This is a genomic window from Actinomyces lilanjuaniae, from assembly GCF_003606385.1.
GTDB lineage: Bacteria > Actinomycetota > Actinomycetes > Actinomycetales > Actinomycetaceae > Actinomyces > Actinomyces lilanjuaniae.
Window position 1 is genome coordinate 2,236,480 of record NZ_CP032514.1, and the last position, 19,888, is coordinate 2,256,367.

Below are 19,888 nucleotides of genomic sequence, written 5' to 3' on the forward strand. Positions count from 1 at the left end.
CTACACTAGTTCCCGGCTGTCGCAACCAGGGGCATCTCCATGACGCGGCTGGCGGGGTACCCGGCCAGCCGCAGACCGCCCGACGTCCTGCCCCGCACCTCCCGTGTGCTCCGCACTACAACCCACCAGCACCTCAAGGAGCAGCAGTTGAGAACCACCGTCTTCCTCTTCCACCCCCACCTGGGCGTCTCCGTCGTCAACGCGCGCCTGGCGCGCGCGGCCAGGGACGTCGAGGGCGTCACCGTCCGGGACATGTACGGCCTCTATCCTGACGAGCACCTCGACGTCGCTGCCGAGCAGGAGGTGCTCCTGGGCACCGACCGCATCGTGTGGCAGTTCCCCATGTACTGGTACTCCAGCCCGTCCCTGCTCAAGAAGTGGGAGGACGAGGTGCTGGCCCACGGATGGGCATACGGGTCCACAGGCACCGCCCTGCACGGAAAGGAGCTCCTGGTAGCGGTCTCCCCCGGCGCAGACGCCGCGAGCTACACGCCTGAGGGCAAGTTCCACTACTCGGTCACCGAGCTGCTGCGCCCCTTCCAGGCCACCAGCAACCTCATCGGCACCCGGTTCCTCACCCCCTTCGTCACCACCGGCACCAACGGGATGAGCCCGCAGACCCTGGAGGAGCGCGCCGCAGCCTACGCCCAGGAACTGACCGCTGAGCGCCCCACCCTGGGTCTCCACGAGGGCTGAGCCACAGGCAGCTCTTATCCAGGAACCACCCCCACCCGGGCTCATCACCGGCTCCACGCTGACTGAGCCAGTTGACCCCCTTGGCGCCACCGGCTGAACCCGTCTGCCGGGTAGACAGGCGACCACGCTGTCGAGCGACATCGAACGAGGTCGAGCAATGTCGAGCGGCTGGGTCGTCGGCGTACCTGGCGACCGGGCAGCCCCTCCGTCGGGCATCCGGGCGCATATACCCGTTGTAGCAGTTCCAGGTGGGGTGGAACCGCGTAATCCTACCTGGCGCGACTTGCGTACGGGTGGAGAGTGTCCTGCTAAGACGGAACCGTGTGAGCTAGGCGCACGCACCTCACGCGAGCCAGGCTGGTACCGCTCCCGCTTTCCTCGACAACCTCCACCTGAGTATGATCTGCGCCAGCCCACCTCGCGCGGCTCACGCTGAGGCGGAACTGCCCAGAAAGCACCCCACCACCAGAACAATATGATTCACCACACATGAGCCAGGATTTCCAGACATCCTGCCCTCACAACCCCCACCGGCACAAGTCACCCCGAGGCCACCACGCCAGTGCACGGCTGGGCAGCACACCCGGCCAGCCGGGCCGCTCTGAGCCGTGCGGGTCCCATCCGCCCCGGTACCGAGGAGATCCACCGTAGGCGGTGCATACCACGGCTCTGGCAAGAAGTCTCAGGTTCCTCCAGCAGCCGGGTGCCCGGAGGGCTGGCACACGCACCTGTGCGGTGGCGACCGCTGCTCTCGTAGAACTCTACGAGAACAACGGCGCCCTAAAGAAGCAGCACCGAAAAGAACGGGGCGCCGCACGACCCTATCTGCGCAGGCGCGCCAGGCGCCAAGCCAGCCTGTTTCGTCTCCGGTGAAGCCACCACCAGCTCAACGTGTGCCTCACCTGGAGCGAGCCAAGCTCCCGCAGGCTCGGTAGACCTCTCTGGGCCAGCCCACTGCTGACGCGGCCCCGATCGTGCCCGTACTCCTCAATGAGACGGTGAGCCTCGCGCACCCTCTCCGACCCCAAGGGGTGCGCAGCGATTTTTGCGTCAATTGCTCGAATTCTAGCGGAGACCACCTTCTCCGATGGACGCATAAACAGCATCACGTTTTACCTTCCAACCACGCAGGCAAACGCCCCTCGACCAAACGCAGCAAGGATTGATGCCGGGTTTCCCATTGAGGCGATTGCACTGATCTGCGGGCCCGCCAGCCCGATGCCCACAAGACATTTTATCATCCATGGCGCCAGCCAAATAGGATCGGCCACAACCGGGTAGGAAACGTCCTCAGCAGACGCGTGGTCAACAACTTGGACCAGCGTACTCCCGTCAGTCTCGTACCAGGTCGGGACGCTTCTCCCCTCGGCGTCCGTCGCCCACGCCGAGCCTGCAGCGAGAGTGACACTGCCATCACCATCGACGACAACCGCCCCGTCGTCAACAAGCTCAAGATGCTGGTCGTCCTGAAGATCGATCTCGTAGGAGTACCGCGTTGGGGCGGCGCCATCGGCTATCTCTGTTAGCATCTGGGCGCCGTGGTCGGTCACAATGACGGCGCTTGCGCTCTCTTCGCCGGGAAACACCACCGTGCCACCATCAAGGACCTCAGCCTCCTGCGACTCCGCAACTTCTGGGAGCCCGATTCTTACCGACTCTCCCTCTGCATCCGTAAAAGTGACTCCTTCACCGCCACTGGAAGGTACATCGACCGTACCGCCACTCAGGGCCGTCTGCCCAACGCCCTCCGGGTTGATCGGCTCCCCAACCCACGCCGCGTCACGATCCCTGATGCTTGAAATCGCTTCCGCAACTGCAGCTGGATCCTCCGAACTGGCATCTGGAAACTGTTCTGACGACCATGCACTGGCCGACATCGAAAAGAATACTGCTGCGGCAAGACAGGCAGCGCCGACACGCCGACTCTGGCGCCTCATTGCAACTAGGGCTCTTAGGCTCATGATGCGACTCCTTTGTACGCTCACGATACGATATCGTACGTGACGCACACGCTACATCCATGAACACTTCCAGTCAACAGAGATGTCGATCTTACCGTCGAAAGTATGACGCCTCCGTCGATCGTCTGACCACCTTACCCCGCCGGTCAGACGATCATGTCAGTCGTTCAGCCGAGCCTGCCGTACGGGCGGTGAAGACCTCAGGCCACTGCCGATGGGCCACGGCCACACGGTAGAGTGCCGACTCGGTGACAGCACGTCGAGGCAGCAGGGCTCCCAGACTCATGACGGGTGACAAGGCCCTGGCGCCCCGGCACGGCTCAGGACCCCAGGACCTGGTTAGTCCAGGCCTTGTTAGTCCAGGACCTCGTTCCACCGCAGGAACTCAACCGTGCGCCCCACCGCCCGCTCCCACCGCTCGTCGCCGAAGCCGTGTCCCGCCCCGGGCACGGTGACCAGCTCGGCGTCGGGGAAGGCGCGCACCGCCCGCTGGGAGGAGGTCAGGGGGACAGAACGGTCCTGGTCTCCGTGGATGATGAGCACCGGCCGCCGGTAGGCGGCGACCTCGGCGTAGACATCCAGGTCCCAGGCGTCGGCCGCGTAGGCGCGCCCCAGGACGGTGCCACGGTGCTCGTAGCGCTGCGGCACCGCCGCCAAGGTCGGGAACCGCGAGCGCAGGTCCTCCGCCAGGCCCAGCGCGGGGTACCACAAGGCCAGCGCGGACACCTGTGAGGGGTGCCGGGCCGCCGCCAGCGCGGCCACTGCCCCACCCAGGCTCACCCCGAACAGCGCCACGCGCGTGGCATCAACAACGTCCCACCGGCTGACCTGGGCCAGGACCCCCTCCAGGTCAGCCAGCTCGGTGAGAACGGACATGTCCTCAGCCTTCCCCTGGCTGGCAGCGCCCCCGCCGCCGCGGAAGTCGAAGCACACCGCCACCGCCCCCTGCGCCGCCAGGCGCTGGGCTACGGGTGCCACCCGCAGGTGAGAGCCGTCCATGCCGTGGCAGCACACCACCAGCGGCGCCGGGCTGGCAGCGGTCGCAGAGCCCGGCACGTAGACCAGGCCGCCCACGCGCTGGCCCGCCACGGTCAAGGCGAGTGGCCTCGAGCTGTAGCCCTTTGTCCCCCGTGCCGACCGCGTCATGGGCGCGGCCCCTCCACCGCACCTGCCGACGCAGCGGCACCAGCAGAATCTGCGGTGCTCCCCGCGCCCGCAGCCTCGACCGGCCCCCGGGCACTGACGGAACCAGCTGGCCACGCGACAGAGCAGGCCGCTTGCGGCCAGGTATCCCGTTCTGGCCAGAACCTGGTGCGCTCCAGGCCTGGCAGGCCCAGGGGGCTGGGCACCAGGCGGCGCAGCGCCCGGCCCAGGGCGGGGACGTGGAGCGGCAGGGTGCTGGAGAGCACGGTGTAGCGCTCGCCGCCCTCCAGGACGTCGTAGCCGGTCAGCTCCAGCCCGTGGCGCCGGTAGAAGGCCAGCCGCCGGTACCGCTGGCCGATATTGCTCGCGCTGGGGTCCAGCGGCTCGATCTCCAGGACCACAGGACGCCCCCCGGCCCGCTCCAACACGTCACCCAGGATCTGCGAGCCGTAGCCGCGTCCCTGGTGGGCGTCGTCGACGGCCAGGAACAGCAGGAAGAAGACCTCCGGCGTCTGGACGGTGTAGGTGAAGCCGACAAGGCCGCTGCACGAGCCACGGCCAGGGCCGTGGCAGCCAGCAGCCTCCCAGGAGGCACCACCCTTGGCACGCGCGTCACGCCCGACCCCGGCCGAGGGACCGCTTCCAGCCGACGCACAGTCTCCGGCGAGCGCGCTGCCCTCCTCATAGACCTCCAGGTCCACGCCGCGGCGCAGGGAAGCCAGGCACAGCAGCGGTAGGGGGACCCTCTCGCTGGGCGGGAAGGCACGGTGGTACAGCGCGGCGACCTCCGCCCCGCGACGCAGGGTCAGGCCGGTGGCGTATCGGTTCAGCATCTCGAGATCGTCTCACACGGCAGCCGAGCGCGCGCAACCTCCCCGACCATCCCAACCCCACTACCAGCACCGCCCCGACCAGCGTCTGCTACCAGCGTCCCCAGCGGGGCGTCGGCGCCGCGCCCCACGAGGCGTGAGCCTACTGGTCGTGCCGCTCGACGAGGGCTCGGCGCATCACCGCGCGCACAGCCCTCCCGAGCTCACGATGCGCCAGCCCGGCCAGCGCCTCAGTTCTCCCTGACGCGAGCGAGTCGCCGATCGAGGCCGTCAGTCCGTGCACAACAAAGTCGATGTCGAACAGCTCCTCCTCCGACAGCTCCTCGCGCGAGACACCCGCGTAGTCCAGCCAGGCTCGCATGACGTGCCTCCTGAAGATGCTCAACAGATACGGGGAGTCACCTCTGGCGTAGAGCCACCCCCGACGCAACGAGGCCCGGACCTGCGGGCTGGAAAGGAGTACTGACACCTCCTCATCCTCATCCAGGATGAGCCGCCCAACCAGCAGGGAGACATCGGCCTCAGCCTGGTTCTCGCGGAATAATTGCTCGGCCAGGTCGTCCACGTTTGCGTAGTGGTAGTAGATCGTCTTGTGGTTGACCCGGGCCTCGCGGGCAAGACGCTTGATCGTCACGTCAGCGTACGGGCGCTGCGACAGAATTCCCCAGAACGCGTCCTTGATCCGGTTCCTCGCAGAGTCCTCACCCAGGTCCGCCCTCGGTCGCGCCACGTCCCACACCCCCTGTGCCTGCCTTAGGCCACATGGACAGGCTACCAGTAGCAGGACCACGCAGCCCCGCCGCCAGCAACCAGCCCCGGCTCCTCTCCTCAGCAGGCAGGAACCACCACAGCCGATGACGCCGCACGAGGAACCGGAAGAACCGGCCGTGACCTTCCATTTAGCCTCAGCAGCGCAGGCGCTAGGGTCAACTCGCCTCTGAGAACTCAGAGGCCGAAAAAGCCCGGGAAGCGGTCAGGGAACACCGCGGCTCACGAGAAAGGCAGGCTCTAATGGCGACCCAGTTCTGGTACTCCTGGCCCTGGATGGGGCTGGGCATCTGTCTCACGGTGCTGGTTCTTATGTGTGGCACTAACGTGCTGCGCAGCTCCACCAGCATCAGCCGGTGGAGGGACCCGGCATGGTTCGCCTGGTTCCCGGTAGTCACCTATACGGCCCACCAGTTCGAGGAGTACTCCTTCCACATCACCGACGGGCAGTACGACCTAGTGCGCTTTGTCACCACGAGCGGGGTGCTCCCCTTCGACCTGACGAACCTCCCTGCGGCCCACTTCCCCGTGGTCAATATTCTCCTCGCGTGGTTCGTGGCTCCTCTCGCCGCCCTCCTGGCACGAAGAAACCCTGTCGTCGGGTTCTCCCTGTTTGGGTTCATGCTGTTCAACGGGATCACGCACATCACCGGAGGCCTCGACCCGTCCCAGAACCCCGGCGTGGTTACGGGCACCCTCCTCTTCATTCCCGGCACGGTGTGGATGGTCGTCCTGTGCCTCAGAGAGCACGTCATGTCGCGCGCGGGCCTGGCAGTGACACTCGGAGCAGGTATCCTGGCCCACGTCATCTTCTTCAGGGTCTACGCGCTGGCACCGCTGGGCCCGGTCGCGGTCCTGGCTGGCGATGTCGTGGCCGTGTTCCTTCCGCTCGCCCTGGCCTGGCTCGGTTGCAGGCTGTTCAGGATCGCCTCGTAGTGCGCCGTGCAGGAGCCCCGGTGCGGGGCACCGGGCACACGCGGGAGAGGATCTTGTAGACGGCCCCTGGCCATGAGCGTGATTGTTCACGAGCCCTCCACACACCTTACCTTCCCGGCGAGGCTGCCGATCCACGAGAGGGCAGCGAGGCATTTACGCACCGACCCGGCTCCCGGTAATGAACCCTTCCGTCAGCCCGAACCTCCTCCCGCAGAGTCGGACAATCTGCCACAGCCAGCACACGACAAACCGGACAAACTGGGATTCACCTTCCATTTATAGGGACGCGACGTGCGTGCTAGGGTCAAACCACCTCCGGAAGGTAGAAGGCCTCGGTGGCACAAGGAAGGAGACCACCGTGATCCCGACAGACGACTATAGCCTGTTTATGCACTCCTGGCCGTGGATGGGCCTCGGAGCCGGGATCGTGCTCACTGCCATCGCGTTCACGACCAACCTGTTCCGCTCCGACACGACGAGGAGCAGGTGGAAGGATCCCGTCTTCATCGCCTGGCTGGGAGCCATTGAGTACATGGTCCACAATTTTGAGGAATACGGCGTGTCTGTCACTGGCGAGCCATTCGCCTTTGTCCACCTCATGGAGCGCGCTGGCATGGACGGAGTCACGGAGGGCGCCTACTTGGCTGCAACATCACCCTGGTGTGGCTCGTCGGTCCGGCGCTGGCGGTGCTCTCTCGCAGGCGTCCCGCCCTATGCGGAGCCATGCCACTGTTCGCTGCCGTCAACGGCCTGTCACACCTGGCGTATGTTCCCAGCCTCGGCTATAACGCTGGTCTGGCGACGTCCCTTCTTCTTTTCATCCCACTGGGCGCCTACACCACCGTCACCTTCTACGGCAGGAACAAGCCCTTCAACTGGAGGACCTATTTTCGCACGGCTGCCGTCGCTGCGCTCTACACTGGGTGCGTCTTCTTTACCGTAAGGCTGGCTAGCAGTGGAACGCTCTCCAGCAGCCCCGTGCTGACGGCCTTCATCACGTGTGCGACTATCGTGTGCGGCGGACTGTGGTGGCTCGCCGCATACGAGGAGGTGCATGGCGCTATACCAAAAACCCCTTCGGCAGCCTAGTATGACGACCTCTTCTGGCTTGCCGTCACCGGGCGCGTCCCCGCGATTATTCACCACCTCCTGGGCGACCTGGGCAGCGAGCCGTAGGGCAGCGGCTCACTCCCACTCAATGGTGCCCGGGGCTTGCTGGTGACGTCGAGCACCACCCGGTTGACCTCGGGACCGAGTTGGTGATCCGGTTGGAGATGCGCGCCAGGACGTCGTAGGGCAGCCGGGTCCAGTCCGCAGTCATGGCGTCCTCGCTGGTGACCGGCCGCAGCACGACAGGGTGGCCGTAGGTGCGTCCGTCACCCTGGACCCCCACGCTGCGCACATCGGCCAGCAGTACCACCGGGCACTGCCAGATCTCGGGATCCAGGCCCGCCGCGCTCAGCTCCTCCCGGGCAATAGCGTCAGCCGCGCGCAGGACACGCAGCCTCTCCGCCGTCACCTCCCCGATGACCCGGATGCCCAGACCCGGCCCGGGGAAGGGCTGGCGGGCCACAATTTGCTCGGGCACCCCCAGCTCACGGCCTACGGCACGAACCTCGTCCTTGAACAGCGTGCGCAGCGGCTCGACCAGCTCGAAGTCCAGGTCCTCAGGCAGTCCGCCCACGTTGTGGTGGCTCTTGATACTGGCTGCGCCTTCGCCACCGCCAGACTCCACGACATCGGGGTAGAGAGTGCCCTGCACCAGGAAGCGGATCTGTCCGCCTGCGGCACCGACCTCCTCTATCACGCGGCGCTGAGCCGCCTCGAAGGAGCGGATAAACTCCCTACCGATGATCTTGCGCTTGGCCTCCGGATCACTCACCCCGGTCAGGGCGGACAGGAAGCGCTGCGTCTCGTCCACGGTGACGACCCGGATACCCATGCCCTGGGCGTAGTCCCTCTCCACCTGCTCGCGCTCACCGGAGCGCAGCAGCCCGTGGTCCACGAAGATGCAGGTGAGACGGTCACCGACAGCCCGGTGGACCAGGGCCGCAGCCACCGAGGAGTCCACGCCTCCGCTCAGCCCGCAGATGACGTAGCCCTCACCCACCTGGGCACGGATGCGCTCGACCTGCTCGTCGATGATGCTGCCGGGCGTCCAGGTGGCAGGAACGCCGGCCTCCGTGTGGAGGAAGCGTTCCAGGACCGCCTGGCCGTGGTCGGTGTGAAGCACCTCCGGGTGCCACTGGACCCCGTAAAGACGGCGCTGGACGTCCTCGAAGGCAGCCACCGGGGTCTGGTCAGTGGAGGCGGACACTACAAAGCCGGGAGGGGCTGCCTGCACGGCGTCGCCGTGGCTCATCCACACCACCTGCTCGGCAGGGGTCCCGGCGAGCAGCTGGCTGCCAGGATCCACGCGCGCCGTGGTGTGCCCGTACTCGCGCGTACCGGTGCGCCCCACCCGCCCCCCCAGGGCCTGGGCCATGGCCTGGAAACCGTAGCAGATGCCGAGCACCGGCACCCCTGCCTCAAGGAGCGCCACGTCGACCCTGGGAGCGCCGGACGCGTAGACCGAGGACGGCCCTCCGGAGAGGATGACGGCGGCGGGCCGCCGAGCCAGCACCTCCTCTACAGGCATGGTGTGGGGCACGATCTCGGAGTAGACCGAGGCCTCACGGACCCGGCGAGCAATCAGCTGGGCGTACTGGGCACCGAAGTCCACCACGAGCACGGGGCCGACGGAACCAGCGACGGTACCGGGGCTGTTCTGAGGTGTCGTCACCACGGCAGCATACCCGTCCGCGCCCCCGGCGCCTGTCCACGCCTCGACACCTGCCCGCGCGCCGCAGTCCTCCTACCGTCCCCGAGCTCCCGTCCACGTCCCCGACGCTCCCACGCTTCGTCACAGGCGTGCGTCCCACACCTCGGCGACGCAACGCACCTCACCCTCGTTTGTCTGGACATACTGGGACGCAGGTCCGTAGTGTTCCTTCCGGCGCAAGCCACTCAGCCGGTCCGGGCTACACGCCTGGCCTGGACCGACCAGCCGGGCTACCGGCTGCACAGGGTCGTGCAGGGACGCACGACCCACAAGGTCAGGTGGACCTGCACGGCACCCCTCAAGACGCCCCGGACCACAAGGTCATCACAGGCCCGGAGCACCAACCACGGAGAGGAATCCACCATGACCGCTACTATCGAGACCACCACTGCCACGACCGCTTCGGAGCGCGTGAGCACGCAGGCGCAGCAGGAGACCCGGCACGCCGAGCTGGACCGCACCACCTTCCTGGTGGCCATGGTCGCCGTCATGCTGGGTATCGCCACCATGGCCGTCATCGGCGCCGTGACCGGCGTGCCCGCAGTCATGTTCGCTGCCGCCCTGCTGGGTGTCGTGGCTGCTGGATCCTGCGTCTACACCGGTATCAGCACCCTGTCCCGCTGAGGCGCCTGATCAGCCTCATGTGAGGCTGCGCGGCCGACGAAGCCCGCGCAGCCAGCGCTGCGGGCCCGCCAGACCCGCTACAAGGACATGTCGACCACGGCGCGCCCCTGGACCTCCCGGTTGTGGAGCGCCTCGTAGCCAGCCCCCACCTGCTCCAGCGGGAAGCGGCGGGAGACCACGTCCTTGTAGTTGATAACCCCTCTGGCAGCCAGGTCCACCACTGCAGGCAGGTCCTGACGGGTCCGCGCCCCGTAGGAGCCCAGGATCGACTGGGAGCGGCGCACGGTCCGGTTGATCTCCACCTCGGCGGTCTGGACCCCTGCTCCCAGGCCAATCGGAACCATGCGGCCGCCGTCGGCCAGCACGTCCAGGGCGGTGGTCCACGTCGCCGGAATTCCTAGAGCCTCGAAGGACACGTCCACACCCTTACCCCTGGTAAGACGAAGCACCTCCTCGCGGGCGTCCTGGGTGACGGAGTTGACCACGGCGGTGGCCCCGTAGCCAGGCATGGGGGCGAGCTTGTCGTCAGAGACGTCGATAGCGATCACCTGGCTGGCACCGAAGGCCCGGGCTACCTGGACGATGTTGGTGCCCACGCCGCCGGTGGCCACGACGGCCACGGTCTCCCCGTAACGCAGGTCCGCGCCACGACGCACCGCACCGTAGGCGGTCAGCGCCGCGCAGCCAAGGATAGCCGCCGGGACCATGTCAATCTCCGCAGGCACAGGCGCCACCGACGTGGCGGGGATGACGCAGTACTGGGCCAGACCACCCATGGAGTACATGGACACCGGCTCGCCGTCGAGTGCGGCCAGCCGGGTGGTGCCGTCATAGAGAACGCCCTTGAGGCGGTTGAGCTCAAAGAAGGGGCCGCACAGCTCGTCACGGCCAGAGGCACAGGCCTCGCACTGGCCACAGGGCATGAGGAAGCCGCCCGCGACCTGCTGGCCGACCTCCAGCCCGGTGTGCTCGGCGCCCGGACCCATCTCGACAATCGTCCCGGAGACCTCGTGCCCAAGGACCGCGGGCAGCGGGAAGGAGATCGCACCCCCCATGACGTGGAGGTCGGAGTGGCACAGCCCACAGGCCGCGACCCTGACAAGGACCTCGCCCGCCCTCGGGCGAGGAGTCCGCAGCGTCTCGACCTGTAGGCCCTTGCCGGCCTCGCGCAGAACCGCAGCCTGCATTGTGTCGGGGACCGCGCCTGGAGCGGCCCCCAGAGTGGTGCCGGGCGCCTGGACGGCGTCGTTGCTCGTCGTGGTGGTCATTGCTGGTTACCTCTCAGTAAGTGAGCGCTCGAGGCGGCGAGCTGGCCACGGAGCCCCAGGCCCCGCCGGAGGGCCCAGGTGCCAGGTAGTCAGGGGCAGCAAGCGCCTTGAACTGTGTGCCGTATGCCGTCACGCAGCCGCGTCGCACCCGTCAGCCGTCCCGGCTCCCGCCATCACCTAGCCTACGATGTTTGTCCTGACAAACACCAGGGCGCAGGTCCCAGGCGGTCCTGGCTGGAGCCTCGCTCACCGTCGCCCCGGCATCACCCCAGGCCCAGGGCCCGCCGCAGTCGGGCCACCGTGGTAGGAGCCGAGTGGCCTGACAGCAGCACCGTCTGGCCAGGCAGCCCCAGGAGCCTGGTCTCTAGGCTCTCCCGCAGCCTGCGCGCATCGCCTGTGGGGAAGATGGTCAGCCCGGGACCCCCCTCGTAGACCGTGTCACCCACGAGCACCACCCCAGCCTGCTCGCAGTAGAAGGCGCAGGAGTCGTCGGTGTGCCCGGGCACGTGCAGGACCTCCAGCTCCACGCCGGGCGCCGCACCCGGGGCCGCTGCCAGCGCGACGTGCTCCCCGTCGTCAAACGTCCCGACGTCGCGCACACGCACATCCAGCCCGTGCCGGGCAGAGAGGTTGAGGTAGGTGTCAGCCAGGTACCTCTGGGACTCCACGTGGGCCACAGCGGGCACGCCCAACGCGTCGCGCAGCTCCTCCACCGCGCCGACATGGTCAAAGTGGCCGTGAGTGAGCGCGATGACCTCCACGGTCCACCCGTGCTCAGCCACGGCTGCCAGGAACAGCTGCGCCTGCGCGCCAGGGTCGACCAGGACGGCGCGGCCGGTCTCCTCCTCCACCACAAAGTACCCGTAGGTAGCGAACACGCCCTGCGCCCGCAGCGGGTGGACGCTCACGCTCACGGCAGCGCGCACCCCTGGGGCCCGCAGGCACCGCCGACGGAGTCGTCCTGCCTGCCCAGGGTCTCGGCGCTGGCCTGGTAGAGCACGCGCGCCATCTCCTCGGTGGGCCGACTGCCAGTGATGACGTAGGTGTCGTCCACCACGAAGTACGGCACGGCACTGACACCCATCTCGTGGGCCTCGCGCTCGTCGGCGCGCACGGCGTCGGCGTAGTCCCTGCCTGCCAGCACCCGCTCTACCTCCCGGGAGGGCAGACCAGCCTCCGCTGCCAGGCGCCGCAGGACGTCGTGGTCGGCCATGACCTCGTTGTCGACGAAGTACGCGTGGAAGCACAGCTCCTCAAATCCCGTGACGCCCAGGTCGTGGGCGAGCTTGGTCAGCCTGTGGGCGTCGAGCATGTTGGTGTTAAGCGTCGTGGCGTAGTTGAAGTCGATTCCCTCGGCGCGCCCCAGGCGGCTGATCGCCTCGACGCGCTGACGGGCCGCCTTGGTGGTGAGGTGGTACTTCCGGGCAAACCTGTCCACCGTGGCGCCCTGGACCTCGTAGGGGGCGTCAGGGTAGAGCTCAAAGGACTTCATCTCGAACTCGACCTCGTCGGCCAGCCCGAGGCCGTCAATCGCCCTGCCCAGGCGCGTCCTGCCAATGTAGCAGTACGGGCAGGCGTAGTCGGACCAGTAGGTCACCTTCATGTGCTTCCTCCTCGTAGTAGCTCTGCTGCCGGTGGAGTTCCTGCGCTCGGCCGCGTGTACGGGCTGTGCCAGCCGAGCGCAGGTCGTGTGCCGTCGGCCCTCACGGGACCGCGCGTGCGGCCACCGGCCTCAGACTTGCTCATGTCCTGCGGCATGACTACCGTAGCGAGCGCGGCCACGACTTCCTAGTACTGTCTTTTTCTGCAGTACCCACGACGAGAGGTAGCGTCAATGCCAGAGGCCCCCAAGATCACGTGGTGCCCTGCAATCACGTCCCTTCAAAAGGTTATCGGCGGGAAGTGGAAGATTGAGATCCTCTTCTACGTCGCCCTGGCGGACGTCAGGCACTTTGGACAGCTACGGCGCTGCCTGCACGGCATATCGGACTCCACGCTGTTCAAGCAGCTAAAAGAGCTGGTCGAGGACGACTTTCTTGAGCGTATCGACCACGGCGAGGTCCCACCCAGGGTGGAGTACCGCCTGACCCGTCGTGGAGAGAGCTTCCGGCCGCTCGTCCAGACCATGTGGGACTGGAGCGAGAAGGAGTTCAAGTTCTCCCAGGAGGAGGCGGAGCAGATGCGCCAGGCACGCGAGACCCTGGGAGTCCCACAGGTCAGGCAGCCCTGAGCGCGCGCGGCATCCGGACCAGCACCACCGCCAGCGCGACCACGGTCAGGGTGAACAGCACCCAGCCCAGCACGTCCAGGCCCCAGCGCTGGTAGACCATCAGCGGGGCGACAATCGCCCCGGCGCGGGCCAGGGACTGTCCCACCGCCACCAGCCGACGCTGGGTATCCACCAGCCACGGCGGAATCCGCGGATCTACTGCACCCTGGCATGCGGGCAGCACCAGGACGTACTGGCCGCCCACCAAAGCGACGAGGCAGGCGGCGACGGTCCCGGCCAGCGCCCCTCCTGACAGGTCCGCGCCTGATGGCCCCCCGCCACCAGCGCTAGTGGTGGTCACCAGCACCGTGGCAGCCACCACCGCGACCACGCTGCCCAGCACCACCCGCAGGAAGCGTCGCTGCTCCAGGGTCTCCACCCGCCCCAGGAGCAGCGCCAGGACACTCATCGCGCTCCAGCCCACGCAGGCGGCCACGACCGTGATCGTGCCTCCCCCCAGGTGGCCCGCCACCGTCGGCGCCAGGACGAGCGCGGCGGCACCCAGGGGCGCCTCCTGCGCCACCACGAGCACCACGCTAGTCACGGTGGCCTGGCGAATCTGGGGAATCCTGAGGTCGGCGGCGGTCAGCCGCTGCTGCTCGCGGGCCATGCCTGCCTCGTGGCGGGCCCAGTCGACGGCGACAGCGGCCTCCAGGTTGCCGTGCAGGCGCCGCAGTGCCTCGAAAGCCCGGACGTCCCGGCCCCGGCCCGCCAGCCAGACCGGGCTCTCGGGCAGGCTCAGAGCCATCCCTAGGTGCACGCAACTCAGCACGAGGACACCCAGCCACGCTGCGCGCACCGGTTCCTGCTGCCACCGCGCCCCCAGTACGGCCCCCACCACGTCCAGCGCGGCACCCGCCGGGACGAGTGCCATTGCCTGAGGCATGAGGCGCCTGTGACCGGGAAGAGACAGCTCGTGGCAGACCTGAGGAACCACCAGGAGAAGGAGACCCGCCCCGGTCCCCGCAAGAGCAGGTCCGACCAGTCCGGCTGCCGTGGCACCGGCAGAACCAGCACCGACGGCGCCCGCGCCGCAAGGCAGGACCGCTGCCAGCGCTGCCCCAGTCACGACCAGGGCGCCAGCCCCCGCACCAGCCATTCTCCTTCCGAGCAGGCGGCTCAACAGTGGACCGCACAGCGCACCCGCCACGGTAGCGGCGCACAGGACCAGGGCAACGGGCACAGCTGCTGCCAGCCCGCCCACACCACCCAGCCCCCTGCTCCACCGACCCCGCCCGGCCCCTCCCCCGTCGCACCGCCCAGACCGGCCCCGGGCCGCAGCCTGCGCGAGCGGCAGCACGGCCAGCACCTGCGACAGCAACCGCGAGCGCTCCCTCCAGGGAGCCCAGGAGCGCACCTGCCACCCACGTGTACAGGCGCAGCCGCAAGGGGCTGCGCGGCGCGGGCGAGGTCATGACCGGCTCACCGTGTACGTCATAGGCGGCAGGATACGGTCTCGACACACCTCCCCCTGTCGGGGACAGGCGGTGCCCCAGGAAGAATGAACGGCTGCGGCCTCACGGGCGTCCCGTGAGGCCGCAGCACAGGTCAGGGATCCACCCAGCCGCGTCTCAGGCGCCGAGCTCGTCCTTGAGGCGGGCCAGGACGCGCCGGTTGATGTCGTCGGCGTGCTCGTGCCAGCCGAAGACGCACACGGAGAGCACCCCGTCAAAAGCGATGTCCCTCAGGGTGGAGAACACCGAGTCCCAGTCGACCTCGCCGTTGCCTACTTCGTTGTGCTGGTGCACGGTGACGTCGGCGCCGGGCGGGTTGACGATGTAGCGGTTGCCGTCGTTGGCACGGTGGTTGAAGCCGTCGGCGACGTGGACCTCACGCAGCTTGCCGGCCTCGTGGGCGGTGCGGATCATCCGCTCCACGTCACCGGCACCGTCGGACAGGTGGAAAGCATGCGGGCAGCAGAACTCGTAGCCGATCCAGTCCTTGTTGACAGCACGCACCAGACGCAGGGCCGGGTCGTGCAGCTCAACGAAGTCGTAGGGGTGGGCCTCCATATTGAGGCGGATGCCGTAGCGCTCGAAGTGCGGCGCCAGCTCCTCGATGGAGCGGAACCACTGCTCCTCGCTGCGGCGGGCCTGGTTGCGGTCCCCGGAGAACTCCGAGGTGATCTCACGCACGTCTAGCTGGTCCGCCAGCTCCAGCAGGCGGCGCCAGTTGGAGACCTGGGCAGCGCGCTCCTCCTCCACCGGTGAGGACCAGTTGAAAACCGGGTTAAGGGTGCGCACCCGTACCCCCGTCTCCTTCTGAGCCCTGTTCAGCTCGGCGACAAAGGCGTCGTCAGCGGCCGGGCGGTGGTGCCACAGGTGGAAGTCCGCGTTGGGCGACAGCTCCACGTGCTCAAAGCCCAGCTCGGCCGCCTTGTACAGCGTGCGGACGGTGGGCATGGTGCGGTAGTACATGTTGGGGTCAAGAGCGATATCAACCACAGGTGGTCTCCTCTCCGGTGCGACGGCGTCGGTCGGTAGCGTCGCACCACGCTACGGGCGTCTGTCAGCGCGGCTCAGGCGTAGAAAGCGGGCTTGTCGATGGTGGAGACCGTGACCTCCCGGCCGTCGCTCTCCAGGGACTCCAGGGCGGCGTCCACCACGCAGGTGGCGGCGTAGCCGTCCCAGGAGGTCGACCCGGTGTGCTCGTCACGCTCCACCGCCCGGATCCACTGCTGGACCTCCTGGTTGAAGGCCGTGTGGAAGCGGTCGACGTGACTGCGGCAGATGGGGTTGCGGTTGCCGTGGGAGTCACGGGTGACCGTGGTGTTCTGGTCCCCTAGGCGGATGGTGCCGGCCTCCATGACGAGCTCGCACTCGATGGAGTAGCCGAACTGGATGTTGACGTTGACCTCGTCGTCGATGAGCACGCCGGACTCCGTCCTGGCCACCAGGACCAGCGGGTCCCGCAGGTGGTCGAAGCGGCGGCTGGTGGAGCGCGGTGCGTCCACGCGCACCGAGACGATCTCCTCGTCCAGCAGGTAGCGGCAGGTGTCGATCTCGTGGATAGCGGTGTCGTCGATCATGTTGCGCGTGACGTAGCCCTCGGGCACCGAGGGGTTGCGGTGGCGGCAGTGCACCAGGGTGGCGTAACCGAGCTCCCCGCTGGCCAGGGTGGCGCGCATCTCCTGGTAGCCGGGGTCGAAGCGGCGCATGAAGCCCACCGTGACGAGCTTCTTGCCGACCTTCTGCTCCGCCTCCATGATCGCGATGCAGTCCTGCGGTGTGGTGGCCAGTGGCTTCTCGCACAGGACGTACTTGCCCGCCTCGACGGCGGCGATGACGTCAGGGGCGTGGACCTTGCCGAAGGTCGCCACGAGCACGGCGTCGACGTCAGGGTCGGCGATGAGCTCGGCACCGCTGCCGTAGGCCGTGGCACCCAGAGGCTCGGCGACCTCCTTGGCAGCATCCAGGTTGAGGTCGGCCACGGCGACGACCCGTCCCCCGGCCAGCTCGTTCTCAATGCGCTCGACGTGGGCGCGGCCCATGCCGCCGGCCCCGATCAGTCCGATACGGACAGTCATGGTTGTCTCCTCGTTGAGTAGTGTCAGTCAGTATTTCCATGAAGCGGCTTCTATGACGCAGCCGTGCTGGCACCTGGCCCGCTACGGCTGGTACGGCTCAGCACCGAGACTGGGCTGCCCACAGCCAGTATGAGCCAGCGCAGCAGCCCGCCGGGCGCTCAGGCCAGCCCCAGGCCGCACTCGGCCAGGTAGGTGCGCATGTTGATGGCGTTGGGCTTGGGGAAGGACGGGTCACAGGGGTAGCAGTCCTGCTCGCAGATGCAGTAGATGGGCTTGTCCAGGTCAGCCAGGGCGTCGACGAACTCGTGCATCTCTGGCAGGCCCGCAGGCGGGCACACCGAGGCGCCCTTGGTGACCGCCTCACCGAAGGGCCAGTCCTTCTCGTGGGCCTCCTTGGTGATGGCCTCGTCGAAGGCCTTGATGTGGACGTAGGTGATGCGCTCGGGGTACTTGCGGCACAGCTCGACCGGGTCGCCGCCACCGTAGACCACGTGCCCGGAGTCCAGGCAGAGGTTGACGTACCTGGGGTCGGTGGCGTCAAAGATGCGGGCGATCTCCTCGGGAGTCTCGATGTGGGAGTCCCCGTGGGGGTGGAGAACCATCTTGAGGTCGTACTCGTCCAGGAGCATCTGCCCCAGGGCGTTGGCGTGCTCGACATAGAGCTTCCAGGCGTCGTCGGAGAGCACGCGGTCGTCAGTCCACTCCCAGGTCTTGTCGTCGCGGTAGAGCGGGGGCAGGTGGACGATGTACTCCGCACCCACGGCGGCATGGGTCTCGGCGATGGCCCGGAAGGTACTGAGTGTGGTCTGCCAGGCCTCCTCCTTGTGGAGGATGCCCCAGCCGGTGCCAGCCACGACCCGCATGCCGTACTCGTCGCACCACTTCTGGAGCTCCTTGGGGTCGGTGGGGAAGTAGCCGTAGGGGCCGGTCTCGATCACCTCGAAGCCAGCCTCTGCCATCTCCTCCCAGGCCTGGCGGGGGTCCATCTGCTTGGGGTCGTCGGGGAACCAGACGCCCCACTGGTCCGGGCACACGCCGATGGTCAGCTTGGAGTACTTGGGGTTGGTGGTGTTGACGGCCTTGGACGTCTTGGACATCTTTGTCTCTCCTCAGTCACGGTGTCGACCGAATCGTTTCGGACGCATGATCGAGGCTACCTCACTCACGTCCAGAAGTCCAGAGATTTGTCAGGACATGCCTGTCGGAACGCGTACCGCCCGACCCGGCCGCCAGACACCCCGTCACCTTCAGCCCGGCCTTCCGGCGATGGCCGCCAGGCGGCCAGACGTAGCGAATCCTCACAACGTAGTGACGTGCAGGTACGTTGTGAGGATTCGCTACATTCTGAGGACACGGCCCGTCCCGGTGAGCCCCCAGGCAGGCCAGCGCAGTATCAGTGCGGTGCCAGTGTCAGCCGTTGGTCGGGAAGTTCATCCCTACGTAGCCGACCTTCTCGCCGCGGCGCGCCCACCGGGAGGTGACCACCTTGCCCGGGTGTAGAAGCGCACACCCTCTGGGCCGTGGATGTGGTGGTCGCCCAGGAGCGACTCCTTCCACCCGCCGAAGGAGTAGTAGGCCACCGGCACTGGGATGGGCACGTTGACCCCGACCATGCCAGCCTCCACGTCAACCACGAACTGACGCGCAGCGTCCCCGTCAGAGGTGAAGATGGCCGCGCCGTTGCCGAACTCCGAGGAGTTGACCAGCTCGATGGCCTCCTCGTAGGTCTCGGCCCGCACCACCACGAGCACCGGGCCGAAGGTCTCCTCACAGTAGAGGGACTGCTCGGTGGGCACCCTGTCCACGATCGTGGGGCCCAGCCAGAAGCCGTCCTGGTAGTCCTCACCCTCGGGACGGTAGCCGCGCCCGTCGAGCACCACGTCAGCGCCGCCCTCCTCGGCCCGGGCGATCCAGCCCTCGATACGCTGCAGGTCCTTGCGGGTGATGACCGGCCCCATCTCGGAGGCCTTGTCCGTGCCCGGCCCGGTGACGATCGCCTGGGCACGCTCCTTGACCAGCGGGATCAGGCGCTCAGCGGCGTCACCCACGGCCACGACCACCGGCAGGGCCATGCAGCGCTGCCCCGCCGCCCCGAAGGCACCGGCGGAGACGTGCTGGGCGGCGAACTCCATATTGGCGTCAGGCATGACGATGGCGTGGTTGTTCGCCCCGCCCAGGGCCTGGACGCGCTTGCCGTGGGACACGCCCGTGTCCTGGACGATGTGTGCCACCGGCGAGGAGCCCACGAATGAGATGGCGTCGATGCCGGGGTGCTCCAGCACCCGGGTGACGATGGTGCGGTTGCCCGCCACCACGTTGAACAGGCCGTCAGGCAGGCCCGCCTCCTTGTAGAGCTCGGCAATCTTCAGGGAGGCTGAGGGCACCAGCGAGGCCACCTTGAGGATGAAGGCGTTACCGGTGGCCAGGGCGATGGGATGCATCCACATGGGCACCATGACGGGGAAGTTGAACGGGCAGATCCCCGCGACGACCCCCACCGGCTGGCGCAGGGTGTGGACATCGACCCCGGTGGCCGCCTGGTCGGTGAACTCTCCCTTGAGGGCAGCATTGATGCCGCAGGCAAAGTCAATGGTCTCCCGGCCGCGAGCGATCTCCCCCAGGGCGTCACCGTGAGTCTTGCCGCCCTCACGCACGATGAGCTCGGCCAGCTCGTCCGCGTGCTGGTTGACCAGCTCGCGCATCCGGAACATGACGTCTACACGCTTGGCCAGGGAGGCGCGCGCCCACTCCTTCTGGGCCTTGCGGGCGACCTCGACCACGTGGTCGAGGTCCTCCTGCGAGGCCAGCACCAGCTCATCAATGACCTCGCCGGTGGCCGGGTTCTCAATCGGCAGCGTCTCAGTTCCCGATCCGGTCCACGGGCCGCCGGAGACCCAGTGCTTGACTGTCATTATCTCTCCTTTGAGTCTTGGGTGACCCCGGGGTCCTCCGGGGCCTGGAGGTGCCCGGGGCCGGGCAGGTCGCCCGACCCCAGGGCGGACGGACATGACACTACGCCCTCTTTGAGGACCTTGGTCCGTCTCAC

General features: G+C 67.6%; 17 protein-coding genes and 2 pseudogenes. 5 read left to right on the plus strand and 14 right to left on the minus strand.

What is annotated here, in order from left to right; translation table 11 throughout:
* Window positions 1-147 precede the first annotated feature (147 nt).
* Window positions 148-696, plus strand: coding sequence for an NAD(P)H-dependent oxidoreductase (locus D5R93_RS09595; protein ID WP_162933909.1), 549 nt, complete (start codon window positions 148-150; stop codon window positions 694-696).
* Window positions 697-1,808: 1,112 nt separating this feature from the next.
* On the opposite strand, the gene D5R93_RS13350 is transcribed toward D5R93_RS09595, so the two are convergent.
* The 5 genes from D5R93_RS13350 to D5R93_RS09620 all read right to left on the minus strand — a co-directional run bounded on the left by D5R93_RS13350 (window position 1,809) and on the right by D5R93_RS09620 (window position 5,360).
* Entirely contained in the window at window positions 1,809-2,657 is an 849-nt protein-coding gene (locus D5R93_RS13350) for a hypothetical protein (RefSeq protein ID WP_147392884.1), read from the minus strand.
* Between the two features lie 154 nt (window positions 2,658-2,811).
* Window positions 2,812-2,943, minus strand: coding sequence for a hypothetical protein (locus tag D5R93_RS14545; protein ID WP_259390760.1), 132 nt, complete (start codon window positions 2,941-2,943; stop codon window positions 2,812-2,814).
* 68 nt (window positions 2,944-3,011) lie between these two features.
* Window positions 3,012-3,803: an alpha/beta hydrolase family protein gene (locus D5R93_RS09610; protein ID WP_120204937.1), complete on the minus strand. Its 792-nt coding sequence runs from the start codon at window positions 3,801-3,803 to the stop codon at window positions 3,012-3,014.
* Entirely contained in the window at window positions 3,800-4,633 is an 834-nt protein-coding gene (locus D5R93_RS09615; RefSeq protein WP_120204939.1) for a GNAT family N-acetyltransferase, read from the minus strand. The genes D5R93_RS09610 and D5R93_RS09615 overlap by 4 nt, the downstream gene beginning before the upstream one ends.
* Window positions 4,634-4,772: 139 nt before the next feature.
* On the minus strand, window positions 4,773-5,360 hold the full coding sequence (locus D5R93_RS09620) for a TetR/AcrR family transcriptional regulator (RefSeq protein WP_162933910.1): 588 nt from the start codon (window positions 5,358-5,360) through the stop codon (window positions 4,773-4,775).
* Between the two features lie 281 nt (window positions 5,361-5,641).
* Here D5R93_RS09620 and D5R93_RS09625 point away from each other — a divergent pair, with 281 nt between their 5' ends.
* Entirely contained in the window at window positions 5,642-6,334 is a 693-nt protein-coding gene (locus D5R93_RS09625; RefSeq protein WP_120204943.1) for an HXXEE domain-containing protein, read from the plus strand.
* A gap of 660 nt (window positions 6,335-6,994) precedes the next feature.
* Window positions 6,995-7,423, plus strand: a complete 429-nt coding sequence (locus D5R93_RS09630) for an HXXEE domain-containing protein (protein ID WP_162933911.1) — start codon at window positions 6,995-6,997, stop codon at window positions 7,421-7,423.
* Between the two features lie 96 nt (window positions 7,424-7,519).
* Here the strand turns inward: D5R93_RS09630 and guaA are convergent.
* Window positions 7,520-9,116 (minus strand): annotated as a pseudogene (gene guaA / locus D5R93_RS09635) (glutamine-hydrolyzing GMP synthase).
* Window positions 9,117-9,518: 402 nt separating this feature from the next.
* On the opposite strand from guaA, the gene D5R93_RS13355 reads away from it, so the two are divergent.
* On the plus strand, window positions 9,519-9,779 hold the full coding sequence (locus D5R93_RS13355; RefSeq protein WP_162933912.1) for a hypothetical protein: 261 nt from the start codon (window positions 9,519-9,521) through the stop codon (window positions 9,777-9,779).
* A 77-nt stretch (window positions 9,780-9,856) separates the two neighbouring features.
* On the opposite strand, the gene D5R93_RS09645 is transcribed toward D5R93_RS13355, so the two are convergent.
* The 3 genes from D5R93_RS09645 to D5R93_RS09655 all read right to left on the minus strand — a co-directional run bounded on the left by D5R93_RS09645 (window position 9,857) and on the right by D5R93_RS09655 (window position 12,650).
* The gene (locus tag D5R93_RS09645; RefSeq protein WP_120204951.1) at window positions 9,857-11,047 is read right to left on the minus strand and encodes a zinc-binding dehydrogenase; all 1,191 of its coding nucleotides are present in this window, start codon (window positions 11,045-11,047) and stop codon (window positions 9,857-9,859) included.
* Window positions 11,048-11,310: 263 nt separating this feature from the next.
* Window positions 11,311-11,961, minus strand: a complete 651-nt coding sequence (locus tag D5R93_RS09650) for an MBL fold metallo-hydrolase (RefSeq protein WP_162933913.1) — start codon at window positions 11,959-11,961, stop codon at window positions 11,311-11,313.
* The gene (locus tag D5R93_RS09655; RefSeq protein ID WP_119836541.1) at window positions 11,958-12,650 is read right to left on the minus strand and encodes a DsbA family oxidoreductase; all 693 of its coding nucleotides are present in this window, start codon (window positions 12,648-12,650) and stop codon (window positions 11,958-11,960) included. The genes D5R93_RS09650 and D5R93_RS09655 overlap by 4 nt, the downstream gene beginning before the upstream one ends.
* A gap of 231 nt (window positions 12,651-12,881) precedes the next feature.
* Between D5R93_RS09655 and D5R93_RS09660 the strand changes: the two genes are divergently transcribed.
* Window positions 12,882-13,277 (plus strand): winged helix-turn-helix transcriptional regulator, encoded by a 396-nt coding sequence (locus tag D5R93_RS09660; protein ID WP_119836542.1) that lies wholly within the window; start codon window positions 12,882-12,884, stop codon window positions 13,275-13,277.
* Here D5R93_RS09660 and D5R93_RS09665 read toward each other — a convergent pair.
* The 5 genes and pseudogenes from D5R93_RS09665 to D5R93_RS09685 form a co-directional block, all read right to left on the minus strand.
* Window positions 13,264-14,616: an MFS transporter gene (locus D5R93_RS09665; RefSeq protein ID WP_162933914.1), complete on the minus strand. Its 1,353-nt coding sequence runs from the start codon at window positions 14,614-14,616 to the stop codon at window positions 13,264-13,266. The two genes, D5R93_RS09660 and D5R93_RS09665, sit on opposite strands and share 14 nt — an antisense overlap.
* Before the next feature lie 271 nt (window positions 14,617-14,887).
* Entirely contained in the window at window positions 14,888-15,760 is an 873-nt protein-coding gene (locus tag D5R93_RS09670; protein WP_119836544.1) for a sugar phosphate isomerase/epimerase family protein, read from the minus strand.
* A 74-nt stretch (window positions 15,761-15,834) separates the two neighbouring features.
* Window positions 15,835-16,842 (minus strand): Gfo/Idh/MocA family protein, encoded by a 1,008-nt coding sequence (locus tag D5R93_RS09675; RefSeq protein ID WP_119836545.1) that lies wholly within the window; start codon window positions 16,840-16,842, stop codon window positions 15,835-15,837.
* A gap of 158 nt (window positions 16,843-17,000) precedes the next feature.
* A complete protein-coding gene (locus tag D5R93_RS09680) occupies window positions 17,001-17,939 on the minus strand; it encodes a sugar phosphate isomerase/epimerase family protein (RefSeq protein WP_120204955.1) in 939 nt (312 codons plus the stop codon).
* Between the two features lie 313 nt (window positions 17,940-18,252).
* Window positions 18,253-19,757, minus strand: a pseudogene (locus D5R93_RS09685) (CoA-acylating methylmalonate-semialdehyde dehydrogenase).
* Window positions 19,758-19,888 lie beyond the last annotated feature (131 nt).

What these genes read in the sequence shown, in the direction of transcription:
- D5R93_RS13350 (WP_147392884.1), bottom strand. Translation starts at nt 2,657, where the DNA reads ATGAGCCTAAGAGCCCTAGTTGCAATGAGGCGCCAGAGTCGGCGTGTC.
- D5R93_RS14545 (WP_259390760.1), bottom strand. Translation starts at nt 2,943, where the DNA reads ATGAGTCTGGGAGCCCTGCTGCCTCGACGTGCTGTCACCGAGTCGGCA.
- D5R93_RS09610 (WP_120204937.1), bottom strand. Translation starts at nt 3,803, where the DNA reads ATGACGCGGTCGGCACGGGGGACAAAGGGCTACAGCTCGAGGCCACTC.
- D5R93_RS09615 (WP_120204939.1), bottom strand. Translation starts at nt 4,633, where the DNA reads ATGCTGAACCGATACGCCACCGGCCTGACCCTGCGTCGCGGGGCGGAG.
- D5R93_RS09625 (WP_120204943.1), top strand. Translation starts at nt 5,642, where the DNA reads ATGGCGACCCAGTTCTGGTACTCCTGGCCCTGGATGGGGCTGGGCATC.
- D5R93_RS13355 (WP_162933912.1), top strand. Translation starts at nt 9,519, where the DNA reads ATGACCGCTACTATCGAGACCACCACTGCCACGACCGCTTCGGAGCGC.
- D5R93_RS09645 (WP_120204951.1), bottom strand. Translation starts at nt 11,047, where the DNA reads ATGACCACCACGACGAGCAACGACGCCGTCCAGGCGCCCGGCACCACT.
- D5R93_RS09655 (WP_119836541.1), bottom strand. Translation starts at nt 12,650, where the DNA reads ATGAAGGTGACCTACTGGTCCGACTACGCCTGCCCGTACTGCTACATT.
- D5R93_RS09660 (WP_119836542.1), top strand. Translation starts at nt 12,882, where the DNA reads ATGCCAGAGGCCCCCAAGATCACGTGGTGCCCTGCAATCACGTCCCTT.
- D5R93_RS09675 (WP_119836545.1), bottom strand. Translation starts at nt 16,842, where the DNA reads ATGACTGTCCGTATCGGACTGATCGGGGCCGGCGGCATGGGCCGCGCC.
- D5R93_RS09680 (WP_120204955.1), bottom strand. Translation starts at nt 17,939, where the DNA reads ATGTCCAAGACGTCCAAGGCCGTCAACACCACCAACCCCAAGTACTCC.